This window comes from Shewanella sp. SM74 (genome assembly GCF_025653725.1).
GTDB classification, from domain to species: Bacteria; Pseudomonadota; Gammaproteobacteria; order Enterobacterales; family Shewanellaceae; genus Shewanella; species Shewanella oncorhynchi.
Map to the genome: position 1 here is coordinate 298,275 of NZ_JAKKRZ010000001.1, position 19,899 is coordinate 318,173.

Annotated in this window: 14 protein-coding genes; 8 read left to right on the forward strand and 6 right to left on the reverse strand. The window is 45.8% G+C overall.

Going from position 1 to position 19,899, the window contains the following annotated elements; all coding sequences use genetic code 11:
- Window positions 1-137: 137 nt before the first annotated feature.
- Together L5M49_RS01325 and L5M49_RS01330 are read right to left on the reverse strand one after the other, a co-directional pair.
- Window positions 138-428, reverse strand: coding sequence for a cytochrome c3 family protein (locus L5M49_RS01325; RefSeq protein ID WP_028759787.1), 291 nt, complete (start codon window positions 426-428; stop codon window positions 138-140).
- 535 nt (window positions 429-963) lie between these two features.
- Complete coding sequence (locus L5M49_RS01330; RefSeq protein WP_263265305.1) at window positions 964-2,952, reverse strand: TonB-dependent receptor domain-containing protein; 1,989 nt, start codon at window positions 2,950-2,952, stop codon at window positions 964-966.
- Window positions 2,953-3,384: 432 nt separating this feature from the next.
- On the opposite strand from L5M49_RS01330, the gene L5M49_RS01335 reads away from it, so the two are divergent.
- Window positions 3,385-3,963, forward strand: coding sequence for a nuclear transport factor 2 family protein (locus L5M49_RS01335; RefSeq protein ID WP_263265306.1), 579 nt, complete (start codon window positions 3,385-3,387; stop codon window positions 3,961-3,963).
- A 51-nt stretch (window positions 3,964-4,014) separates the two neighbouring features.
- Here the strand turns inward: L5M49_RS01335 and L5M49_RS01340 are convergent, their stop codons facing one another.
- A complete protein-coding gene (locus L5M49_RS01340; RefSeq protein WP_263265307.1) occupies window positions 4,015-4,662 on the reverse strand; it encodes a class I SAM-dependent methyltransferase in 648 nt (215 codons plus the stop codon).
- Between the two features lie 504 nt (window positions 4,663-5,166).
- Between L5M49_RS01340 and L5M49_RS01345 the strand changes: the two genes are divergently transcribed.
- Window positions 5,167-6,456, forward strand: a complete 1,290-nt coding sequence (locus L5M49_RS01345) for an NAD(P)/FAD-dependent oxidoreductase (protein ID WP_263183977.1) — start codon at window positions 5,167-5,169, stop codon at window positions 6,454-6,456.
- Window positions 6,457-6,501: 45 nt separating this feature from the next.
- Here the strand turns inward: L5M49_RS01345 and L5M49_RS01350 are convergent, their stop codons facing one another.
- A complete protein-coding gene (locus L5M49_RS01350; protein ID WP_014610473.1) occupies window positions 6,502-7,380 on the reverse strand; it encodes a LysR family transcriptional regulator in 879 nt (292 codons plus the stop codon).
- A gap of 176 nt (window positions 7,381-7,556) precedes the next feature.
- On the opposite strand from L5M49_RS01350, the gene L5M49_RS01355 reads away from it, so the two are divergent.
- The gene (locus L5M49_RS01355; RefSeq protein WP_006081880.1) at window positions 7,557-8,696 is read left to right on the forward strand and encodes an S-(hydroxymethyl)glutathione dehydrogenase/class III alcohol dehydrogenase; all 1,140 of its coding nucleotides are present in this window, start codon (window positions 7,557-7,559) and stop codon (window positions 8,694-8,696) included.
- A 165-nt stretch (window positions 8,697-8,861) separates the two neighbouring features.
- A complete protein-coding gene (gene fghA / locus L5M49_RS01360; protein WP_261272584.1) occupies window positions 8,862-9,704 on the forward strand; it encodes an S-formylglutathione hydrolase in 843 nt (280 codons plus the stop codon).
- 118 nt (window positions 9,705-9,822) lie between these two features.
- On the opposite strand, the gene L5M49_RS01365 is transcribed toward fghA, so the two are convergent.
- Complete coding sequence (locus tag L5M49_RS01365) at window positions 9,823-11,199, reverse strand: L-serine ammonia-lyase (RefSeq protein WP_131524458.1); 1,377 nt, start codon at window positions 11,197-11,199, stop codon at window positions 9,823-9,825.
- Between the two features lie 385 nt (window positions 11,200-11,584).
- Between L5M49_RS01365 and nagZ the strand changes: the two genes are divergently transcribed.
- Window positions 11,585-12,613 (forward strand): beta-N-acetylhexosaminidase, encoded by a 1,029-nt coding sequence (gene nagZ / locus L5M49_RS01370; protein ID WP_263265308.1) that lies wholly within the window; start codon window positions 11,585-11,587, stop codon window positions 12,611-12,613.
- Window positions 12,614-12,692: 79 nt separating this feature from the next.
- Window positions 12,693-13,232 carry an alpha/beta hydrolase YcfP gene (gene ycfP, locus L5M49_RS01375; protein ID WP_263265309.1) on the forward strand — a complete coding sequence of 180 codons (540 nt, stop codon included), beginning with the start codon at window positions 12,693-12,695 and terminating at the stop codon, window positions 13,230-13,232.
- A 957-nt stretch (window positions 13,233-14,189) separates the two neighbouring features.
- Here the strand turns inward: ycfP and L5M49_RS01380 are convergent.
- A complete protein-coding gene (locus L5M49_RS01380) occupies window positions 14,190-14,897 on the reverse strand; it encodes a hypothetical protein (protein ID WP_263265310.1) in 708 nt (235 codons plus the stop codon).
- Between the two features lie 682 nt (window positions 14,898-15,579).
- Here L5M49_RS01380 and L5M49_RS01385 point away from each other — a divergent pair.
- Complete coding sequence (locus L5M49_RS01385) at window positions 15,580-17,817, forward strand: hypothetical protein (protein WP_263265311.1); 2,238 nt, start codon at window positions 15,580-15,582, stop codon at window positions 17,815-17,817.
- 10 nt (window positions 17,818-17,827) lie between these two features.
- Window positions 17,828-19,528 carry a toxin-antitoxin system YwqK family antitoxin gene (locus L5M49_RS01390; protein WP_263265312.1) on the forward strand — a complete coding sequence of 567 codons (1,701 nt, stop codon included), beginning with the start codon at window positions 17,828-17,830 and terminating at the stop codon, window positions 19,526-19,528.
- Window positions 19,529-19,899: the final 371 nt, after the last annotated feature.

Consider the following 19,899-nt stretch of genomic DNA (forward strand, 5'->3'; position numbering starts at 1 on the left):
AAAAACGGAGGTAAAAATTGCCACCTGTGAGCAATAGATGGCAAACACCCTTGGAGGTTGGGTTAAGTGGCATCCTGCCTAATGGTTCCATTCAAAATAAATAATTCTTCGGCCTTTGGTTTTAGATTTTTAGTGAATTAATGGCATTCTTTGCAAGCATCTGCTGGTGCTTTTTCTTGATGAGCGATATGGCAATTGGTGCATGTTAAAACGCCATCATGTTTAGTATGAGCTTCACCTGCGAGAGTTTTCATTTCTCCATGGCATGATACACATTGCTGATTTTCAAAAACATAATCCGCTGAAGGTTTTTTATCTTTATGGCAGGATTCACAGTCAGATCTTTCAGAATGACTGTCGGCAAGTGATACCGCCATTAAATTCGTTGAAAAGCACAGTGCGCACATTAGCATCATCTTTTTAAGCATGTTATTTCCCTTTTTTATTGTTGGTTAAATCATCATTTTGAAGCGAGTAAATCATATATCTGGCTATGAAATATGTAACTTGAAGTTGGAACTGTATTTTTCTCGCTGTTTTATTAGTGATATAAACGGAAAGATAATATCGCTTTTGCTTGGTGCGTAAGTTTAATAATCGAGAATTTTACACCTCAAGCTTTAGCAGTCTTGCGTGTGTATAATAGTTTTTTAATATGACAAAACCTTGATCGTTATCAAAGGTTAACGGGTGAGTTATTTTTTAGCGTTAAAGTATGATCAAGGTTATATTGCGGAATGTAAAAGACTAATGATTTAAATCTGGATTATGTAATTTATATTTTTGATGTTTATTTAAAAATTCTATATTTTAGAAAATATATTGATTTTACTTTTTCTAGTCGGATGTGTGATATTTATTTTGATCTTAAAACAATAGGCGAAGCCAAAACGGGCTTCGCCTATGATGTTTAATGTTGAGTAGCAGAGCTATAATTACACATTAGTTTCTAGCTTGTAGAGCTTAGAAACTTGCAGTTACCCCAGCATAAATACTGCGACTCTTTTGAATATAATCAAGGTCGGTGGCAACTTGGTCACGTTCAGAATCCGTTAGGTTAGTCACGCCAAGCTTCAGTCTAAACATAGGATTAATTTGATAATTCGCACCTATATCGAGCGAGCCATAACCCTCTGATTTGACATTGGTTCGCAAATACTGCTCGCCAGTATAATGGTAGGCGATAAAGGTGGATAAACCATCGAATGCCTGCCATTGCAGTTTTAGGTTATAGCTGTCGTCCGGTGTTAAGGTAAAAGGCGCGCCATTTTGCTTATCTTCGGCATCGGTTTTACTGTAATTACCGTTTAGGCTGAGATCTTGAGTTAAATTGTACCAAGCTTGTAATTCCCAACCAGTGATCTTAGCTTCGTTCACGTTTTGGTAAGTTAATACTGTACCTGGGACTCTATTCCAAGTTTCGGTGATAATTTTATTTTCTACATCGTTATGGAAGTAGGTGATCGAGCCACCAAAATCCGTGGTTTGATATTGGGTCGATAACTCGTAGTTCACTGAGGTTTCGGGTTGAAGATCAGGATTTCCCGCAACGGTACAGGCGCCACGACAAGCGGGGATAATATAATCGGCTTGGGATTGCGCCATATTTGGTGCTTTGAAGGCTTTGCCGCCACCACCTTTAATGACCCATTCAGAGCTTAAGTTATACACCAAATACAAGCGAGGGCTAAATTCGGTGCCGTACACATCGTGGTGATCGACGCGCCCGCCTAATGTGATATTGAGTTCGCCTAAGCTAAATTCATCTTGTAGATACAATGCCGATTGGCTGTCGTCTAAGGTGCCATCACCTAAAATATTGCGGCTATTTTCGAGCTGGGTCCAACGGTATTCTGCACCGCTGGTTAACATGTGATCGCCAAGCAGGACAGTAGTTTGACCGTCGAGATTGTGGTTGGTTTGGGTGATATTACCTATCTCGGCGATTAACGCTGAGTCGTCAGTCACCTCAACATTTTCATAGTAATAGCGCAGGCGAGTGTCGCCCCAGTTCCAGTGGCCATTATGGGTCAGACCTGAACTTATCCGCTCCGCTTGTTGGTTATTGGTGAGAATCGTGCCGTAGTTATTCCAATCAGACTCGCGTTCATCGTTGGCGTAACTTAAGTCAAATTGCAGATCTTGCTGGTTATCAATCAGCCATTGTAAATTGGCGAGGGCGCTGATTTCATCTCTGTCTTCTAGCGCATCAATAGTGGGTTTTAAGTCCGAGCGCCATGCATCGCGTTTATTGCTGTCGACGATTAAGTTTGCCAGTAATTTATCTTTGATCAGCGCGCCACTGCTGTAGAAATTGTACTTAGTGCTATCGCCACCCTTGCCACTGGTCGGTGCATCGTATTGCACGCCAACGCTGGTTTGCCAGTCTTCAGTCGGTTGACGCAGTATGACGTTAACCACACCGCCTAAAGCTTCAGAGCCATAGAGGGATGACATAGGCCCACGCACAACTTCGATACGTTCAATGGCAGACATTGGAATAGAGGACAAGTCAAAATCGTTGCCATAACCAGAGGTTAATGCTTCGCGGGAGTTAATGCGGCGGCCATTAATCAAGATTAAAGTGTAATCTGAATCTAAACCTCGCAGGCTGATTTCATTGCGACCATAGGGCGTGCCTTCGCTGATGTTCACACCCTGTATATAACGGACTGCGCTAGCAAGATCGTCTATGACGAGAGCTTCAAGTTCACTGCGGTTAATCACGGACACTGAAGCTGGCGCCGAAAGCTCCGAGTGTTTAGTTTGTGTTGCTGTGATCACCATGCGCTCCATTTCTGGCGTGGTATCTTGCGTATTTGCAGCACTAGCCCATGCTGCAGGTAATAACAAACATAAACCAATAGCGCGTGATAGCTGGCTCAACATAGGTGTCTGTGTTGCATGAGATAGATGCGAGGTTTGGCGAGTGCGATGGATAAAGCGGGGCATATCATTCTTCCTTCGGTAATTTTGGCGAATGATAATTATTCTTAATTATAGCTTCAAGCTTGGACGTCTCTCTTTTGTGTAAAGGCTGTGTAAATTTTTAGTGTTTAATAACAGTGTGATAGCCCGTATATTCGACGTGTTGCTCGCTGGCATGGTCATCCTGATTGAGTGTATTGAGCATAAGGCACTGAGTATGACGATCTGAGTCTGACTGTCGTCGGATAAATCACTAAAAAATAGTGAGAATAATCAGAAACTATCACAGCACAAAACAGCATAACGTAATATTAAGCTATATCGATATGATTAATATGGATATTTTAACTGGCATAAGCTTTGCTGGCGATGTGACTTTGTGTTTCGTGGTGCATTCATGTTTGTGACGTGAATCGTCACCATACAAAATGTATTGCCAATATTTACGGAGAGAATATGAATCCAGCATTTTATAGCCTAGCCACAGTCGCTGTTTTAACTTTGTCACTCGCCACTACCGAACCTGCTGTTGCCACAGATGCGCCCGCATTAGCTAAAGCAGCATCAGTTAAAACGGCAGGGGCTCCACAAGCTGACATTGCGCAGCCCGTAGCTGCACTTACAGACACTTTATCTACCCAAATTGCAGCGGTGGATTTTGCTGTGTTCGACAGTTTCAATAAGTGTTCAGCCCCTGCTGAACTCAAGAAACACGCGGCGTTTTTCACTGAAGATGTGGAGTTTTACCACGACACGGGTGGCGTCACTTGGACCCGCAAGGACATGATCGCTAATACCGAAAAATATGCCTGTGGCCATTACCGCCGCGAGTTAGTTGCGGGCACGATGAAAGTGTTTCCGGTGAAAGAGTTTGGCGCGATAGAGCAAGGCGTTCATCGTTTTTGCAGCTTTGAAACTGGTAGCTGTGATGGCCTAGCCGACTTTGTCATTGTGTGGCGCAAACAGAACGAACAGTGGAAAGCCACTCGAGTGCTGAGCTATGGGCACAGAACCGCCGAGGCCAAAACGGACTAAACCACTCAACCAAAGCTAGCTTTTAACAAAAAATGAGCCTTTAACAAAAAGCTAGCCTCTAACAAAATGCAGTAGTCGATTATTGGCGGGCATAGCCACATCTTGCTTCAGCGTTAAGCCTTGCTCGTTGGCTAAACTGTAAATCCATTCAATATCACGAATGCCGCTGGCGGGATTGTGTTGTTTTAAAAAGGCATCGAATTGACGATTGCTGTCACTGCTAAATTCGCCTTGGTAGTTAAAGGGGCCGTAAATACACAGGGTCTTAAGTTGGGGGAGATACAGACCAAGGCCAGTAAAAAACGTTTCAACCATATTTTTGCTCATAATATGCAAAGTGTTCGCAGTAAATACGCCATCAATATCAGATGTTAATCCCTCCACTGGCCATGGCACAGTGACATCAAGGGTAAGTGGTAAGCGTAGGTTTGCCGCTGCATTGGGTAGCTTGCCTTCATTCATACACCTTGCGGTAATGACCTCAATATATTCAGCCTGATCGCTGGTTTGCCAGATTAAATGGGGAAGATTTGCTGCAAAATACACAGCATGTTGCGCTGTGCCACTGCCGATTTCGAGTACATGTTGGTTGAGTGAGAATGCTTGTGTTAATACCGCTAAAATCGGCGCTTTGTTGTTTTCACACGCTTGGGAAAACGGCAATTGGGTAAGTGGCTGGGTAATTGGCATTAGTGGCATAATGGACTCTAGGTTGCTGAGATAAAAAGAGGATGACGCCGCACAAGCCTATCTTAAACCAGCAAAAAGTATAAGGCTTAAAAGATAAAATGAGCCGCGCCTTAACATTCGGAGTTTCTATCTTAGATAACTTAATCTTAGGTGCCTTAATTTTAGTACCTTAATTTTAGTGCCTTAATTTTAGGTACCGCCATTTCAGAAGCTTCCATCTCAAGCTTCTCCATTTCAGGTTCTTCAAGAAGGAGCCTGCAGCCAGCTCAACTCCCTTTGTCATGTCCTGCAAAAATAGTTATCGCAATTCACTGTTGACCTCGATCTCAACTTAGATATACTCACAAATTCTGAACGATTGTAAAAAATATAAAACAACGTCGGCATGATGCCGTGTTAAAACGAGTCTCCAAAACTGAGTGTCCAGAAGAACTGAGAGCCCAGAACTAAGACTTAACACTCACTTTCAGCTATCAACTTTCAACAGTTAACTTTCAACATCAAGGAATGACCATGCCAGCAGAGCGTTGCGCCTCCTACTACAATGCCACCATTAACCAAGAGTCGGATTATCCTGCGCTTGAAGGCGACATTCGAGTCGATGTGGCGATTGTCGGTGGTGGGTTTACCGGCGTGGCAACGGCGTTGGAATTATCTGAGAAGGGCTATAAAGTGGCACTTATTGAGGCCAATAAAATTGCGTGGGGCGCGACCGGACGCAACGGTGGGCAGGTGACGGGCAGTTTGTCCGGCGATGTTGCGATGACAAAACAGCTGCGCCGTCAAATCGGCAATGAAGCTGAGGATTATGTGTGGAATATGCGTTGGCGCGGCCACGATATTATTAAAAATCGGGTGGCCAAGTACGGCATAAACTGTGATTTAAAGTTTGGTCATATCCAAACCGCTTACCAGCCAAAGCACATGCAGGAGCTTAGGGCTATGCATGATGAGGCGCAGCGCCGCGGCATGGGTGAATTTATGACGCTGGTATCCGCCGATGAAATGCCCGCCTATTTAGGCTCGCCCTTGTATCACGGCGGCTTAGTCAATCGGCGCAACATGCATTTGCACTCAGTCAACCTATGCTTGGGTGAAGCCCGCGCGGCAGCAGGTCTTGGGGCGTTAATCTTTGAACACTCACCCGTACTTGATATTGAAGAAGGCGATGTGGCGACTGTTGTCACTGCCAAGGGAAAAGTGCGCGCCAATAGTGTGCTGATCGCGGGTAATGCTTACCATAAACTCGCCCGTCCAAAACTGCGCGGTATGTTATTTCCGGCGTCCTTAGGCAATTGCGCCACTGCGATTCTGCCCGATGATGTCGCTTTACAAATCAATCCGCAGGATTTAGCCGTGTATGATTGCCGCTTTGTACTGGATTACTATCGCCTGACCGCGGATAAACGGCTGATGTTCGGCGGCGGGACTAACTACAGCGGCCGCGATCCTAAAAATGTGGCTGCGGAATTACGGCCTGCGATTGAGCGTACGTTTCCACAATTAAAGGGCGTTAATATCGAATTTTCCTGGGCCGGAATGGCTGGAATTGTGATTAACCGTATCCCGCAGCTCGGTAAAGTGTCGCCGAATGTATTCTATTGCCAAGGATATTCTGGGCACGGAGTGGCGACATCGCACATTATGGCCGAGATCATGGCCAATGCGATGGATGGGCAATTGCGTGAATTTGATTTGTTTGCGGCCATGCGCCATATCCGTATTCCGTTAAATGAATGGTTTGGCAATCAAGCGCTGGCATTAGGCATGTTGTATTACACTTTGCGGGAAAACTGGCGCTAGTTTGCGCCGTTTTGTCTGCTACCAATCAATCTGCTCAAACAGTGTTTAATCCTGCTCGGCGAGTTTTTCGGCAAGATAATCGACCAATACGCGGATCTTGGCCGACAGGTGGCGGTTTTGCGGATAGAGTGCCCAAATGCCTTCTTTGGCTTCGCGGTGACTGTCAAGGAAGGAGAGTAACCGTCCGGCTTGAATATCTTCTTCAATATAATAATCAGGCAGTTGAACTATCCCTATGCCTTTTAGTGCCGCATCCCTTAATGCGTAACCGCTGTTACAATTGAGATTGCCACGGACTTTGATATTACGCTCGCGGCCATTTTCCACAAAGCGCCAGTAATTATGATTACCGATCAAACAATTGTGCTGGCTAAGTTCAGATAAGGTATGGGGCTGACCGTATTTTTCTACATAACTCGGTGAGGCGGCGACATAGTGGGTACGGCTGCTTAAGGGTTTGGCCATCAAACTCGAATCGGCAAGTTTTCCGAGGCGAATGGCCAGATCATAACCGCCTTCAATCAAGTCTAAGGTGCGATTAGTTAGGTCGACGCTAAACTCAACGCTGGGATATTGCACCATAAAATCATTGAGTAACGGCATGATGAATTTCTCGCCATAGGCGACGGGCGCTGTGAGCTTGACTAAGCCTTGGGGTGAGTCCTTTAGGTTTGAGATGGCGCGCTCGGCTTCTTCTAACCCCGTTTGTAATTGGCGGCAATGACGATAATAAATCGTGCCTTCTTCGGTTAACGACACTTTGCGGGTTGTGCGGTAAAAGAGTTTTGTGCCAAGGCGATTTTCTAAGGTGCTCACTTGGCGGCTAACGTGGGCGGTGGAGATATTCAGCCGCTGCGCTGCTAGGGTAAAACTTTCGGCCTCGGCCACTGCGACAAATTCAGAAATGCCGTCCCAGAGATACATTGTTGTTACTCAGTAAAAATGAATTGCTTGAATACTAGATTGTCTCTCGCTGAGAAACAAATACAATCCTCCTATTCAGTAGCATTAGTGCAATGGGCGCAAGAGTTTGCTTGGCCTGAATTGAATTTATGATACACCAATGACTTACTCCTATTACCTATTCAAGGGACGTAACAATGTCGAACGAAAAACCGCAGTTTATTAAATCAAAGGCCGCTGTTGCTTGGGGACCAGGACAACCACTTAAGATTGAAGAAGTGGATGTGATGTTACCTAAAGCGGGCGAAGTCTTAGTGCGCATTGTGGCTACGGGCGTGTGTCACACGGATGCGTTTACCCTGAGCGGCGACGATCCAGAAGGCGTATTCCCAGCGATTCTAGGCCACGAAGGCGGCGGTATCGTTGAGCAAGTGGGCGAGGGTGTGACCAGCGTACAAGTGGGCGATCATGTGATCCCACTTTATACCCCAGAGTGCGGCGAGTGTAAGTTCTGCCTATCGGGCAAAACTAACCTGTGCCAAAAAATCCGTGCGACCCAAGGTAAAGGTTTAATGCCTGATGGCACCACGCGTTTTTATCTCGATGGCAAGCCCATTTTCCATTACATGGGCTGCTCGACCTTCTCTGAATATACTGTACTGCCTGAAATCTCATTGGCTAAAGTCAATAAGAGCGCGCCATTAGAAGAAATTTGTCTGTTAGGTTGCGGCGTAACCACTGGTATGGGCGCTGTGATGAACACGGCCAAAGTGGAAGAAGGTGCAACCGTGGCGATTTTCGGCCTCGGCGGTATCGGTTTATCGGCGATTATCGGTGCCACTATGGCCAAAGCCAGCCGCATTATCGCGATTGATATCAACGAATCTAAGTTCGAGTTAGCCAAAAAACTCGGCGCGACCGATTGCATCAACCCAAAATTATTGGATAAGCCCATCCAAGAGGTGATCGTTGAGATGACCGACGGTGGCGTGGATTACTCATTCGAGTGTATCGGCAACGTCAACGTGATGCGCAGCGCCTTAGAGTGTTGCCATAAGGGCTGGGGTGAATCAGTCATCATCGGTGTTGCCGGTGCTGGTCAAGAGATTTCAACCCGTCCATTCCAATTGGTGACTGGCCGCGTTTGGCGCGGTTCTGCCTTTGGCGGTGTGAAAGGGCGTTCTGAACTGCCACACATTGTTGAGCGTTACATGGCGGGTGAGTTTAAGCTCGATGATTTTATCACCCATACTATGGGGCTGGAGCAAATCAATGAAGCGTTCGAGCTGATGCACGAAGGTAAGAGCATCCGTAGCGTGATCCATTTTGATAAATAAGCGATTTTGCACGCTAAGTTGATGCTTCAGCTTGATGTGACAAACCGGCAGACAGGTGCAAATCTGTCTGCTGTGTTGCCAACTGATCTGACGATAAGCGCCATGACTAACGCTAAGACTAACGTTATAAATAGCGCTAAAAGATTGAGCTTAAAAAGGACTTGTATGACCATAGAAAATATCAGTTGTAACAAGAGCTTCGGCGGTTGGCATAAGCAGTATCGCCATCAATCTCAGTCGTTAAACTGCGAGATGCGCTTTGCCATTTATCTGCCGCCTGAGGCGGTGAATAAACCTGTGCCTGTGCTGTATTGGCTTTCAGGTCTAACCTGTACCGATGAAAATTTTATGCAGAAGGCGGGTGCACAGCGCATGGCAGCAGTACTTGGGATGGCGATTGTCGCCCCTGATACCAGTCCTCGCGGTGACGATGTGCCCGATGCGGCGGATAAAGCTTACGATTTAGGCTTAGGCGCGGGTTTTTACCTCAATGCGACAAAAGCACCTTGGAATCGTCATTACAAAATGTACGATTACATAGTCCACGAGCTGCCGGCGTTGATTGAAGCCCATTTTCCTGTCACTACCCAGCGCGCCATCTCCGGCCATTCGATGGGCGGTCACGGTGCTTTGGTGATTGGTCTGAGTAATCCGCACAGATATAGCTCAATTTCGGCTTTTAGCCCGATTTCGAATCCGAGTAATGCACCTTGGGGTATTAAAGCCTTTAGCGAGTACTTAGGTGAAAATCGTGAACATTGGCGCCAGTACGATGCCTGTGAGTTGCTTAAGCTCGCGATTAGCGAAGTGCCAGTACTGATTGACCAAGGTGAAGCTGACAGCTTTTTAGATACCCAATTGATGCCACAATCGCTGGTGGATATCGCCCATACCAAGGGTTATCCCTTGGATGTGCGGATGCAAGCGGGGTACGATCACAGCTACTACTTCATCGCGAGCTTTATTGAAGAGCACCTTAAGTTCCATAGCTTGTACTTTAAGCCATAAATAGCCGATTCGGCAGTCACGTCGATGCGTTAAAACAAAAATGCCGCAACTCACTGAGTTATGGCATTTTTTATGGTGCGATTTAAGCAATTAGCGAAAGTGAATTAACACTCAGCACTTAGCACTCAACAATGTTGACCGCTAAACCACCTTTGGCGGTTTCTTTGTATTTACTGCGCATGTCTTTGCCTGTATCCATCATGGTTTTGATCACTTTATCCAGTGAAACCTTATGGTTACCGTCACCGCGTAGGGCCATACGAGAAGCGTTGATCGCTTTGATCGCGCCCATGGCATTACGTTCGATACAAGGCACTTGCACTAGGCCGCCCACAGGATCGCAGGTTAAACCTAAGTTATGTTCCATGCCGATTTCAGCCGCGTTTTCAACGTGCTCAACTGTACCGCCCATGATTTCAGTCAGTGCGCCAGCGGCCATAGAACAGGCCACGCCCACTTCACCTTGGCAACCGACTTCGGCGCCCGAAATTGAGGCATTTTTCTTGTACAAAATACCAATCGCAGCGGCAGTTAATAGATAACGGGCGCAGACATCGATATCCACTTCTTGTACGAAGGTATCGTAATAGCATAATACGGCAGGAATAATTCCCGCAGCACCGTTTGTTGGCGCAGTGACGACGCGATCACCGGCCGCATTTTGCTCGTTGACCGACAGTGCGAATAAATCGACCCAATCCATAGCGGTTAATGGATCGACATTGTTACGGCCTTCGGCTTTCAAACGACGGTACAGTGCAGGAGCACGACGACGCAGTTTTAGGCCGCCAGGTAAAATACCTTCCTTCTGATAACCGCGTTCGATACAGGTTTTCATCGTCTGCCAAATATTCCACAGCTTGGCTTTGACTTCATCTTCAGTGGCTAAACTCAGTTCGTTCGCCATCATTAAAGAAGAAATGCTGAGACCTTGTTCTCCGCATAATTCCAGTAAGTGAGCCGCACTCACAAAATCAAAAGGAGCCGATTCAATTTGTGAGGCTGGCGATGCATTACGTTGGCTAATTTCATCTTCATCTAAAATAAAGCCGCCGCCCACTGAGTAGTAAGTGCGATCAAAAATGCATTCTCCTTTACAGTAAGCGTACAAGGTCATGGCGTTAGCATGCGCAGGTAGCGTTTTGCGTCTGTGATAGGTAATGCCTTGCTCACGGGTAAACTTAACCACTTTGCCACAGTGCAGCGTTAAGGTTTCGTCTTTGGAGACGTGTTCTAAAATACCGTCGATACTGTCTGTGTCCACGGTTTCGGGATCTTCGCCCATTAAGCCTAAAATCACTGCTTTGCCCGTGCCGTGGCCTTTGCCTGTTTGGCCGAGGGAGCCAAAGAGTTCGGCTCTTAATTCATCAATCTGGGTCACGAGTCCTGAGTCAGTCAGGTTTTGCATAAAGATTTTGCCCGCTTTCATTGGGCCGACGGTATGTGAACTCGATGGACCTATGCCGATCTTGAACATGTCAAATACGCTAATCATGATAGAAGTCCTGTTGTGTCTTGTTTATTATTTTAGTCTGAGTGCATGGGATTGCTCGCTCTGCAGATTGAAGCACGCTAATCTTGCGCGTGTACTCTGGTCAGTGGCGGCGTTCTTTCATGCGAAATCTGCTTGTGTGATACTCTAACGCCAGTATCCCATAGATTAGTGTGACAATTCACATTAGTTTTTTTTATTCGTAATAGTTCGGATAAGCTGAACTTAATTGGGACTTTTTTACAGGCCATTTTATGGCCAAGAATACAGGCTTCGATAGCGCTACAAGGGTAGGTGGCTCGCTTTTTTTAGCTTTTTTGTGAGCGTGGACTACTTATGGCTTGAGTGGTTATTTTTTGAGTATTAATGAATATTTTTAGGGAGAAGTATGAGCTATTTAATGTTGGATTTACTGTCGTTGGACGTCAGTGAGGCTGAATCTGAGATGCTACGCCATCCACAGGTGGGTGGTTTAATCCTATTTTCCCGCAATTTTTCGAGCCGTGATCAGTTGATCCGTCTGGTACAACAGATACGCCAAATACGCCCAGAAATATTAATTGCCGTTGATCACGAGGGTGGCCGAGTACAACGCTTCCGCGATGGCTTTACCATTATTCCCGCCATGGGCGACATTTTACCCGCAGCAAAGGGCGATATGGTATTGGCCAAGCGTTGGGCCTGTGAGCTCGGTTTCTTGATGGCAATCGAATTACTGGCTTGCGATATCGACTTAAGTTTCGCGCCCGTGTTGGACTTAAACGGCGTGAGCCAAGTCATAGGTAAACGCAGCTTTAGCCCAGAGCCCGCCGAGGTCATTACACTGGCCGAAAGCTTTATTGCTGGCATGGCCGCAGCTGGCATGGGCGCCGTGGGTAAGCATTTCCCCGGACACGGCAGTGTGGTGGCGGATTCGCACTACGAGAAACCCATTGATGAACGTGATGCCGAGGCGATTTTTGCAAAAGATATCCTGCCGTTTAAAGAATTGATCGCAAAAGAAAAGTTATTAGGCGTGATGCCCGCGCACGTGGTTTACCCTAAAGTCGACCCCAACTCTGCGGGCTTCTCTGAATACTGGCTAAAACAAGTGCTGCGTAAAGAACTTGGCTTTAACGGGGTGATTTTCTCCGACGATCTCGGCATGCAAGGCGCAGGATTTGCGGGCGATTACCGTGCAAGGGCCAGCGCCGCCTTAGCCGCAGGTTGCGACATGATTTTAGTGTGTAATGACAATGCGGGCGTAATGTCGCTACTCGATGGCTTTACTTGGCCTACGAGCGCGCCACAGTATCCTGCGAGTTTACTTAAATCCAATGCCTCGCAAGCGGCAGCAGCGCTCGATAATACGGCCCGTTGGGAAAATGCCAAACAGCTTGCCGAGCAAATTTGTTTGGCCCAACAGGCGAAAGTTTGATGTAGCGCAAGGTGTGAGATTACTCTTTTGCTAGGGTTAGTTAATTCACTGTGATTAAAAATGATTAAAAGGCCTTGATATGATTTTCTATCTTCATGGATTTGATGCGACTAGCCCAGGTAATCACGAAAAAATGCGTCAGTTGCAATTTATTGACCCTGACGTACGTTTGATCAGTTACAGCACCTTGCACCCTAAGCACGACATGCAACACTTGCTCAAGGAAGTCGCTAAGCAAATGCAGCATTGCGACGATCCCGTGCCGTTAATGGTTGGCGTAGGACTCGGCGCTTATTGGGCCGAGCGGATTGGATTTTTAAATGGTCTTAAATCAGTACTGATTAATCCTAATTTGCACCCAGAAAATAATATGCAGGGCAAGATCGATCGCCCAGAAGAATATGCCGATATTGCCAATAAGTGCGTGTCGCAATTTCGTGAAAAGAATACCCACAAGGCCATGTGTATATTTTCGGTTAATGATGAGATGTTCGATAATCAGCAACTCGCCACTGAATTAAGCCCCTATTATTCGATTGATTGGGATGACGTTCAGCCCCACAAATTTCCCCAACTCGCTGCCCATCTGCCCAAAATAAAAGCCTTTAAGTTGGCTTGATTGATATCGATTGAATAAAAGTATCACTCCTCTTTTTATATTTAAGAGGGGAGTGGATTTATCTCATCGGCTATTTCGCCTTATGGTTTGGCTTTCGTACTTCATGTGGCGGACATTGCGACTCTGAATATGAGTGTGACTATGGGTATATATTTCAGTAGGGCATATTGAGGGCTCTAGATTATAAAATCGACTGTATTGGTTTTGGACTGAAATGTGTAGAAAAGTAGTCTCGAGTGGCTGCGACTTTTGGTTTTGTTTTTAGGGGATTAGCATTGGCTGGTATCTACTTGCACAGGCTTGCCATGGCATTGACTCACCAACACGCAGCCAGTCCATCCTTGGATGCTCGACCGCCCCGGCCATGGGGCGGACGGTCGTCTCGCCAATCACCATGACGCACCTTTTGTGGATTCACGTAACCTGTAGATTTAAAAGACATACGCAACACACTTTTGGACAAAAGCGTGTTAGAACTTCAACTGTATCAGGTGAATTTCGGATAAAAATTTCTATGGGTTAACACTTTGCTAATGGACAGCCGCATCGTAGCGTAGGCAGTTCCGTGGATGCCTTGCTGTTTGTGGCCGGAACGAAATTTAGCAATTTGCTATATGTTTTTGCACTTGCTTTGTTCATGGCTGCCACTTGCTTTTAGCTAAACGTCTTTAACTGAAGGGTTGGCATTTGCAAGTGCTACATAAGACTTGCGTTGCGAGGTAGTATCCACTGAAAAACACTTAATTTTTGGATCTGTTTGAAGAAGCAAAAGTACAGTATGTGTAAGCAACATTTGGCTGAAAACGCATGCTAATACCTTTGAATGCTTGACGGGGGTCTAAGCTGCTGATGGTGGACAAAGTTCTAGAAAAACCCTTGCATTTTTACGTCCACGTTACTTCAATTGTATGGACTTTACAGTGCTTAGAGCCCCTAATACTTGGATTCAAATGTCTCTTATATTCTCGTACCAATTAAGAAAGAACAGCCTTCGGGTAAACTACTAGTATTCAGAGAAACTAATTCCAAGAACTCTATCTCACCTACCTTGTCTGCACCCTTAAAGCGTCTTATTTCAAAGTAATAGTCTGCATATGGCGAACCTTTTTTTTGCAATTCCAAATATGGGTACTGCCTGTACTTCCATATGCCATCTATTGATTCAATTATATTGTCGCCGCCTTGTGATAATGATTCGAGATTGAATGAACCATTCTTATTAAGCTTCAGAGAGGTCGCTGTACCGCAATTTTGTGCTTTATAATCGTTAATTAAATCTTGCTTAAAAAAAGTCATGTCGTTATCTATAATTTTAGGGAACAAAAATAACGCTATTGAGTCCTTTGTATACCAGTGGTTTCCTACAGTAAAAACTTGTTTTTGCTGAATTGAAAATCCAGCAGAGGCAGATAAGCTAGACGCGATATCGATAGATTCAGGCTTCTGTATAAACAATGAGTAGAGGAGAGTGTTTTCTGTTATATCGGTTGGAAAATCAAAATCGTTTACCTCCACGTGATATTTATCCGATTTCTCGAAGGTGTTTATTATAGCTTCTTTTTGGTCGTTATTTAGATACTTTCCATAAATATATACAGTGGGTTGACTTGTGCAACCGGATAGCAGAAATGCTATAAAAATCAGTAGGTAGTTTATCTTTTTCATACTTTACTCATGGCTGTCCGAATTTCTTTTCGAGTCTAATCCATGCTCCTTCTTTTAAACAGGGCCGAAGCATGCTTTGATTAATTGCTAACCAGTGAATCGCCACCGTTACAATGGCCACTCTGAATCATTACTAAAATTTAGTCAATTTCAGAGCTCACAACTCCAACTCATGATTGGCCGTAGGCAGCTTTGGGGCAAAAGCTGTTTAGGGCTGATTTGTGTATTAATGACTTAGTTAAGCTTGACCTTGTTACAACAGTGACCGTTGGCGATATGGCTGCTCTTTCACATCTGACCCATAGGGATATGGGAAATGTCACTATGATGTCGGGAACATCATTGACCATGTGAACGCGGTATTTACACTTCCATGTGCTGCAGATGTTACCGTCGAGTCCAAAGGGATACTTCTTATTAAATAAAAATCGGCGAGTCACTGGGAAACAATGACAATTAATGCCGCACAGCTAGCTGTTTGCATCAGTTCTTGATGCCGGAATTCGTCATTAAGAATTTGCCTAAGATTGGCATTGCTGTACCTGTGACTATCTAAAAGGATATTTTAGTCGTGCATTAAGGTGTTGCGCTGGACAGGCAAAATAGCCAAAGCATTTTATTTACTGGGTATGAACGGGCATAATGCGGCGCTTACTATTTGTTTGAGATACAAGGAATAACCATGAAGTACTTGGTTAGCGTAGTTGCATGCTGTTTATTATCGGCCTGTTCTTTTGGGGATGCTGATGTTGAGTTTACGCCTGAAAAAGGGGAAGAGCGCTCGTATCAGCTGTATAGCACCACTAACATCACTGTAGACAATGGTCAGCATACCGAAACGGTTAACGCCACGTCACATCAATTGCTGCGTTATAAGGTCCTCGAAACAGGCAAAAACAGTCGGTTTCAAGTGCACGTCGATTATATGAACATGCGCGATGGTCAAGGGAGTGGCGTCAGTAGTGGCCAGCGGGCCGAACGTAATCCAGAAATGCACGCTATTTTCTCGCAGGGGTTTGAATTTTCTTTAAATCTAGACGATGGCAGCGTTAAAGAATTCAGTGCACTGAACAAACCTGTATGGCAGGCGCTGTTGGCTGAACGCGGCGCAGAGCTTGAGCAGGAACTGAAAAAGCTCTTTAGCTCATCTGCCTTCCTTAGCACCATACCCGCCAAAGCGGGGGCGGTCGTCGCTCTTCCTGCCTATCAAGGCCACGCCAATGCCAAGCTTACTGTATTGCAAGTCACAGATACGCATGTGTTAGCCAAAGTTGAAAGTGGCGGCGAACAAGCCAAAATATACGGTCAGTTGATGTTAGAGCGTGAGCGGGGTTGGTTAGCGCAGTTAGCCTTAGTGGCGGAAGCGCCGTTTGAGCGCTACGGCTATAAGGGCACAGTGCGCAGCAACGTTATTATGTTGCCGCAGGAGCGCCAGTTGGGCGATCTGACGCAGTATTTAGGTTTTTATGATTTCCCAGTATTTGAGTATCAAAAACAACCTGACGTTGTGTTGGATAACGTCAATAAGACCTTAACCCAAGATGCTGTATTTGCCTATGATGCGGGCTACTTTTACCAGCAAGATGATTTATTAAAGCTGACTTATCAGTATGACTTTTCAGGTTTTAAACCCGAAGGCGGGTTTAGCTTAACCGATATCACAGCACACAGTGCGGATGGCACAGTACTGCCGCTGCAATTGAGCAAGGTAGGCAGTTACAGTTATCCAGAACAGGATGGTTTCCATCAGTCTGAGCAGCAGAATTTGCTTATCGGCTGGAATGCACCGAATGACCTATTAGCTCAGGTTGCTGAGTTTCGCGCGACTGCCCATTATCGCGGCGCGAAATTAGTCAAACTTAACCTGACCCCCGATCCCAGCAAAACTGTGGCCTTGCAGTATGAAGATATACAGCTGGAACTCTCGCCAATCCCAGATAAACCATTCAGTTATTTGCTGAAATCGCGAGGCAGCACTGACAAATCTTGGTTATACCGGCGCTTTGACGGTGCCGAAGGCGCTATGGTGAAATATCTTTCACCGCCGCCCACTGGACCGGATTGGTTAACCCCGGCAGAGCAAAATATGCTGGCGTTGGCCTCATCGACACAATATGAATCGATCACACATTTTACCTTTCCCGCAGCGCCGCCCACGCTGACACTCTATGTGAATACTGTGGTTGACAGTGGTGAACTGACTAAGAACATTCGTTTTATTCCGACTCAAGATTACGCGCAAAATGTCGCCTATCCGCCGGCGCAGCAACAACTGCTTTATAGTGATGATATGTATGCGTCCTATGTTAATCAGCCGCAAGTTACTGCACCTGAAGACCCCGCCTTACTTGAGCCGCAAGTCGTGGCCAAATACGGCGTCAGTTTGCTGTTAACTTCCGAGCAGGCAGCGGTGTGTACGCTCAGTGTTGTCGATGCACCTAAGGTCAACGAGCACACACTGCAATGGACAAACACAAGCACTAACAACACGGGTTTTGGTGGAGGGCTGGATAAGTTTGCGCTGTACCAACTGACTAGCGCCGATGGGATCCGCCGCAATTTTTACGACATCAATGTCAGCAGCACTTTGGCCTGTACCGGTACGCCCAAATGGCAAGCGCTAGCGTATCAACCCGAGCAAAGCTGGTTGATTGATATCACTCAGTTGCCGAATGTTGATACCCATCAAACCGTGGCCGACTTTATGCGGCGCTATCGTTTTTTAAATGCGCAAAATTTACAGCTAGCTCCTGCTATTCAAGGTGACAGCAGTGATTTTTATCAGCGTCCGTTGCAGCAAGTATTACGTGAGGAACGCTGGTTTGTACTGGCGGGGCGCACAGCACAGATAGAGCAGCTGACGATAAGCGGCGAACCGGTCAATAAACAGTGGGTTAATACATTCCCTGCGTTACCTTAAGGAGCAGAATATGAGAGTCTTATTACTATTATCTGCACTACTTATGTCGTTTAATCTGTCGGCTGAGCGAATTTTACTCGACGAACTATGGCGGCTTAGCGATGTGCCTGGTGAAGCCATTTATTATCAGGAGCAAGCGCCGACAGAGCAAAATGGCGTGTGGCCGCTACAACTCTTTTATCTGGAGACGGATAAACCCGTTTTTAAGGGCAGCGTCAACAGTCCTAATTTAGCCGAGAGTTTTATCGTTGGTGATTTCGAGTTTTTCTATCCCGACGGTCAACTGTCTCGCAAGGGCAGTAGCGATGCACAAGGGCGTTATCAGGGCACGCATCTGCATTATTGGGAAGACGGAGCGCTCTCGGGAGAGTACCACTACCAGCATGGCCAGTTGCATGGAGATCAGAAAAGTTATCATACTAATGGTCAATTAAGGGAGCTTCAGCATCGTGTGAATGGTGCTGAATTAGGATTATCGCAAAGTTATTTTAACAATGGCCAGTTGCAAACACGCGTAACCTACGGCGCTAACGGTATGGAAGGGCTATATGAAAGTTTTCATAACAATGGTCAGCCGGAGCAAACCGTTAATATGGTGGCGGGAAAAAGAGAAGGCGAACGACTGTATTGGACAAAAGACGGCTGGTTATACACTAAAGAGTTTTATCTTAAGGGGAAAATACACGGCGAAGTGTTGATTTACCGAGCTGCCGATGTGCTGCAAGAGATTAAACACTATGAGCATGATAAACAGGTGGGAAACCAGCAGCGTTTTGATGAACAAGGGCGGTTAGCAGAGCTGCAAAAATATGATAAGGATGGTCGTGAAATTCAACATATTACCTATGATAATGCCGGTAACGTTGCGACCCAAACCGACACGCAATACCTCGCTAAAGGTCGGACTAGCACTGAACAGCGCTTCGATTCTGCGGGTAAGTTAACTTATAAATATCAGCAAGATACTACAAAAGACTGGAGCTTACGTCAGCGTTTTGATGTAGCAGATGAGCTGATTGAACGTGATGAACAACTCAAGGGACGATACGATGGTTTGTATATCGGTGCTGGTTGGAACGGTTATATCAGGCGGATAAACTACCGCAAAGGTCAAATGCACGGTGCATATCGAGAAGACAAGGCCGAGGACGGCGGTTTTGTCATCGGCCAATATCACTTAGGGTTAAAGTCCGGCAAGTGGGTCACAAAAAACGCGGATACGACGCGCAATGAGCAGTTTAACCAACAAGGTGAGCTGAGTGGTGAACAAACAGAAATCGCAGCCGATGGCACGATAATGCGCCGAGAGTTTTATAAAAACGCTAAATTACATGGCGCGTATTTACTGCGTGGCTTTGATAAACAACTTCAAGCCCAAGGTCAGTATGTTAACGGTCAGCGCGAAGGCCAATGGCTGCTGCAAGATGAAAGCAGCTACAGCATGGTTAAGCTCTGGCATGGCAACTATAAAGCTGGACACGAAGTGGGTCACTGGCAGGCCTTTTCCGTCAATGGCCATTTATTAGGGCAGGCCCAGTATGATGATCAAGGTCAATTGCAAGGTAAAGGCTATAGTTTTAATGAAGATGGCAGCCTGCTGCAAAGTGATGAGTATCTTGATAATCAACTGCACGGCAGGTCGGTGTACTACTTTAATGGTGAACCGTCATCCGAGTATCGCTATCAAAATGGTCAGATGATCAGCGAGTAGCACTTCATCACCTAACCACACAATCAAGCAAAAACCGACTAATTAGGTCGGTTTTTTGCTTTTTTGCATCTAGTTTGCTGCCTTGCTTTATCGTCAGGCATACGCACCGCTTGTCATTAGAGGGCTCACTTCTCAAACCCTCGTTTCGCGTTTACTAACTTGCCAGAACAAACACAATCTCAGCGTTAAACGTCAACACGCCTTTATACTTCTTCGGCTATCACAGGGGATGTTTTTAAACATGAACAATGCAGATGGGTGTACGAGCTGATTTTCAGCTAAAAGCATTATATTCATTCGTGATGGATAGTTTTACTTTTCAAACTCTTGAAAATAATTATTTATTGTGTAAAGTAGCGACCCTTGCTATT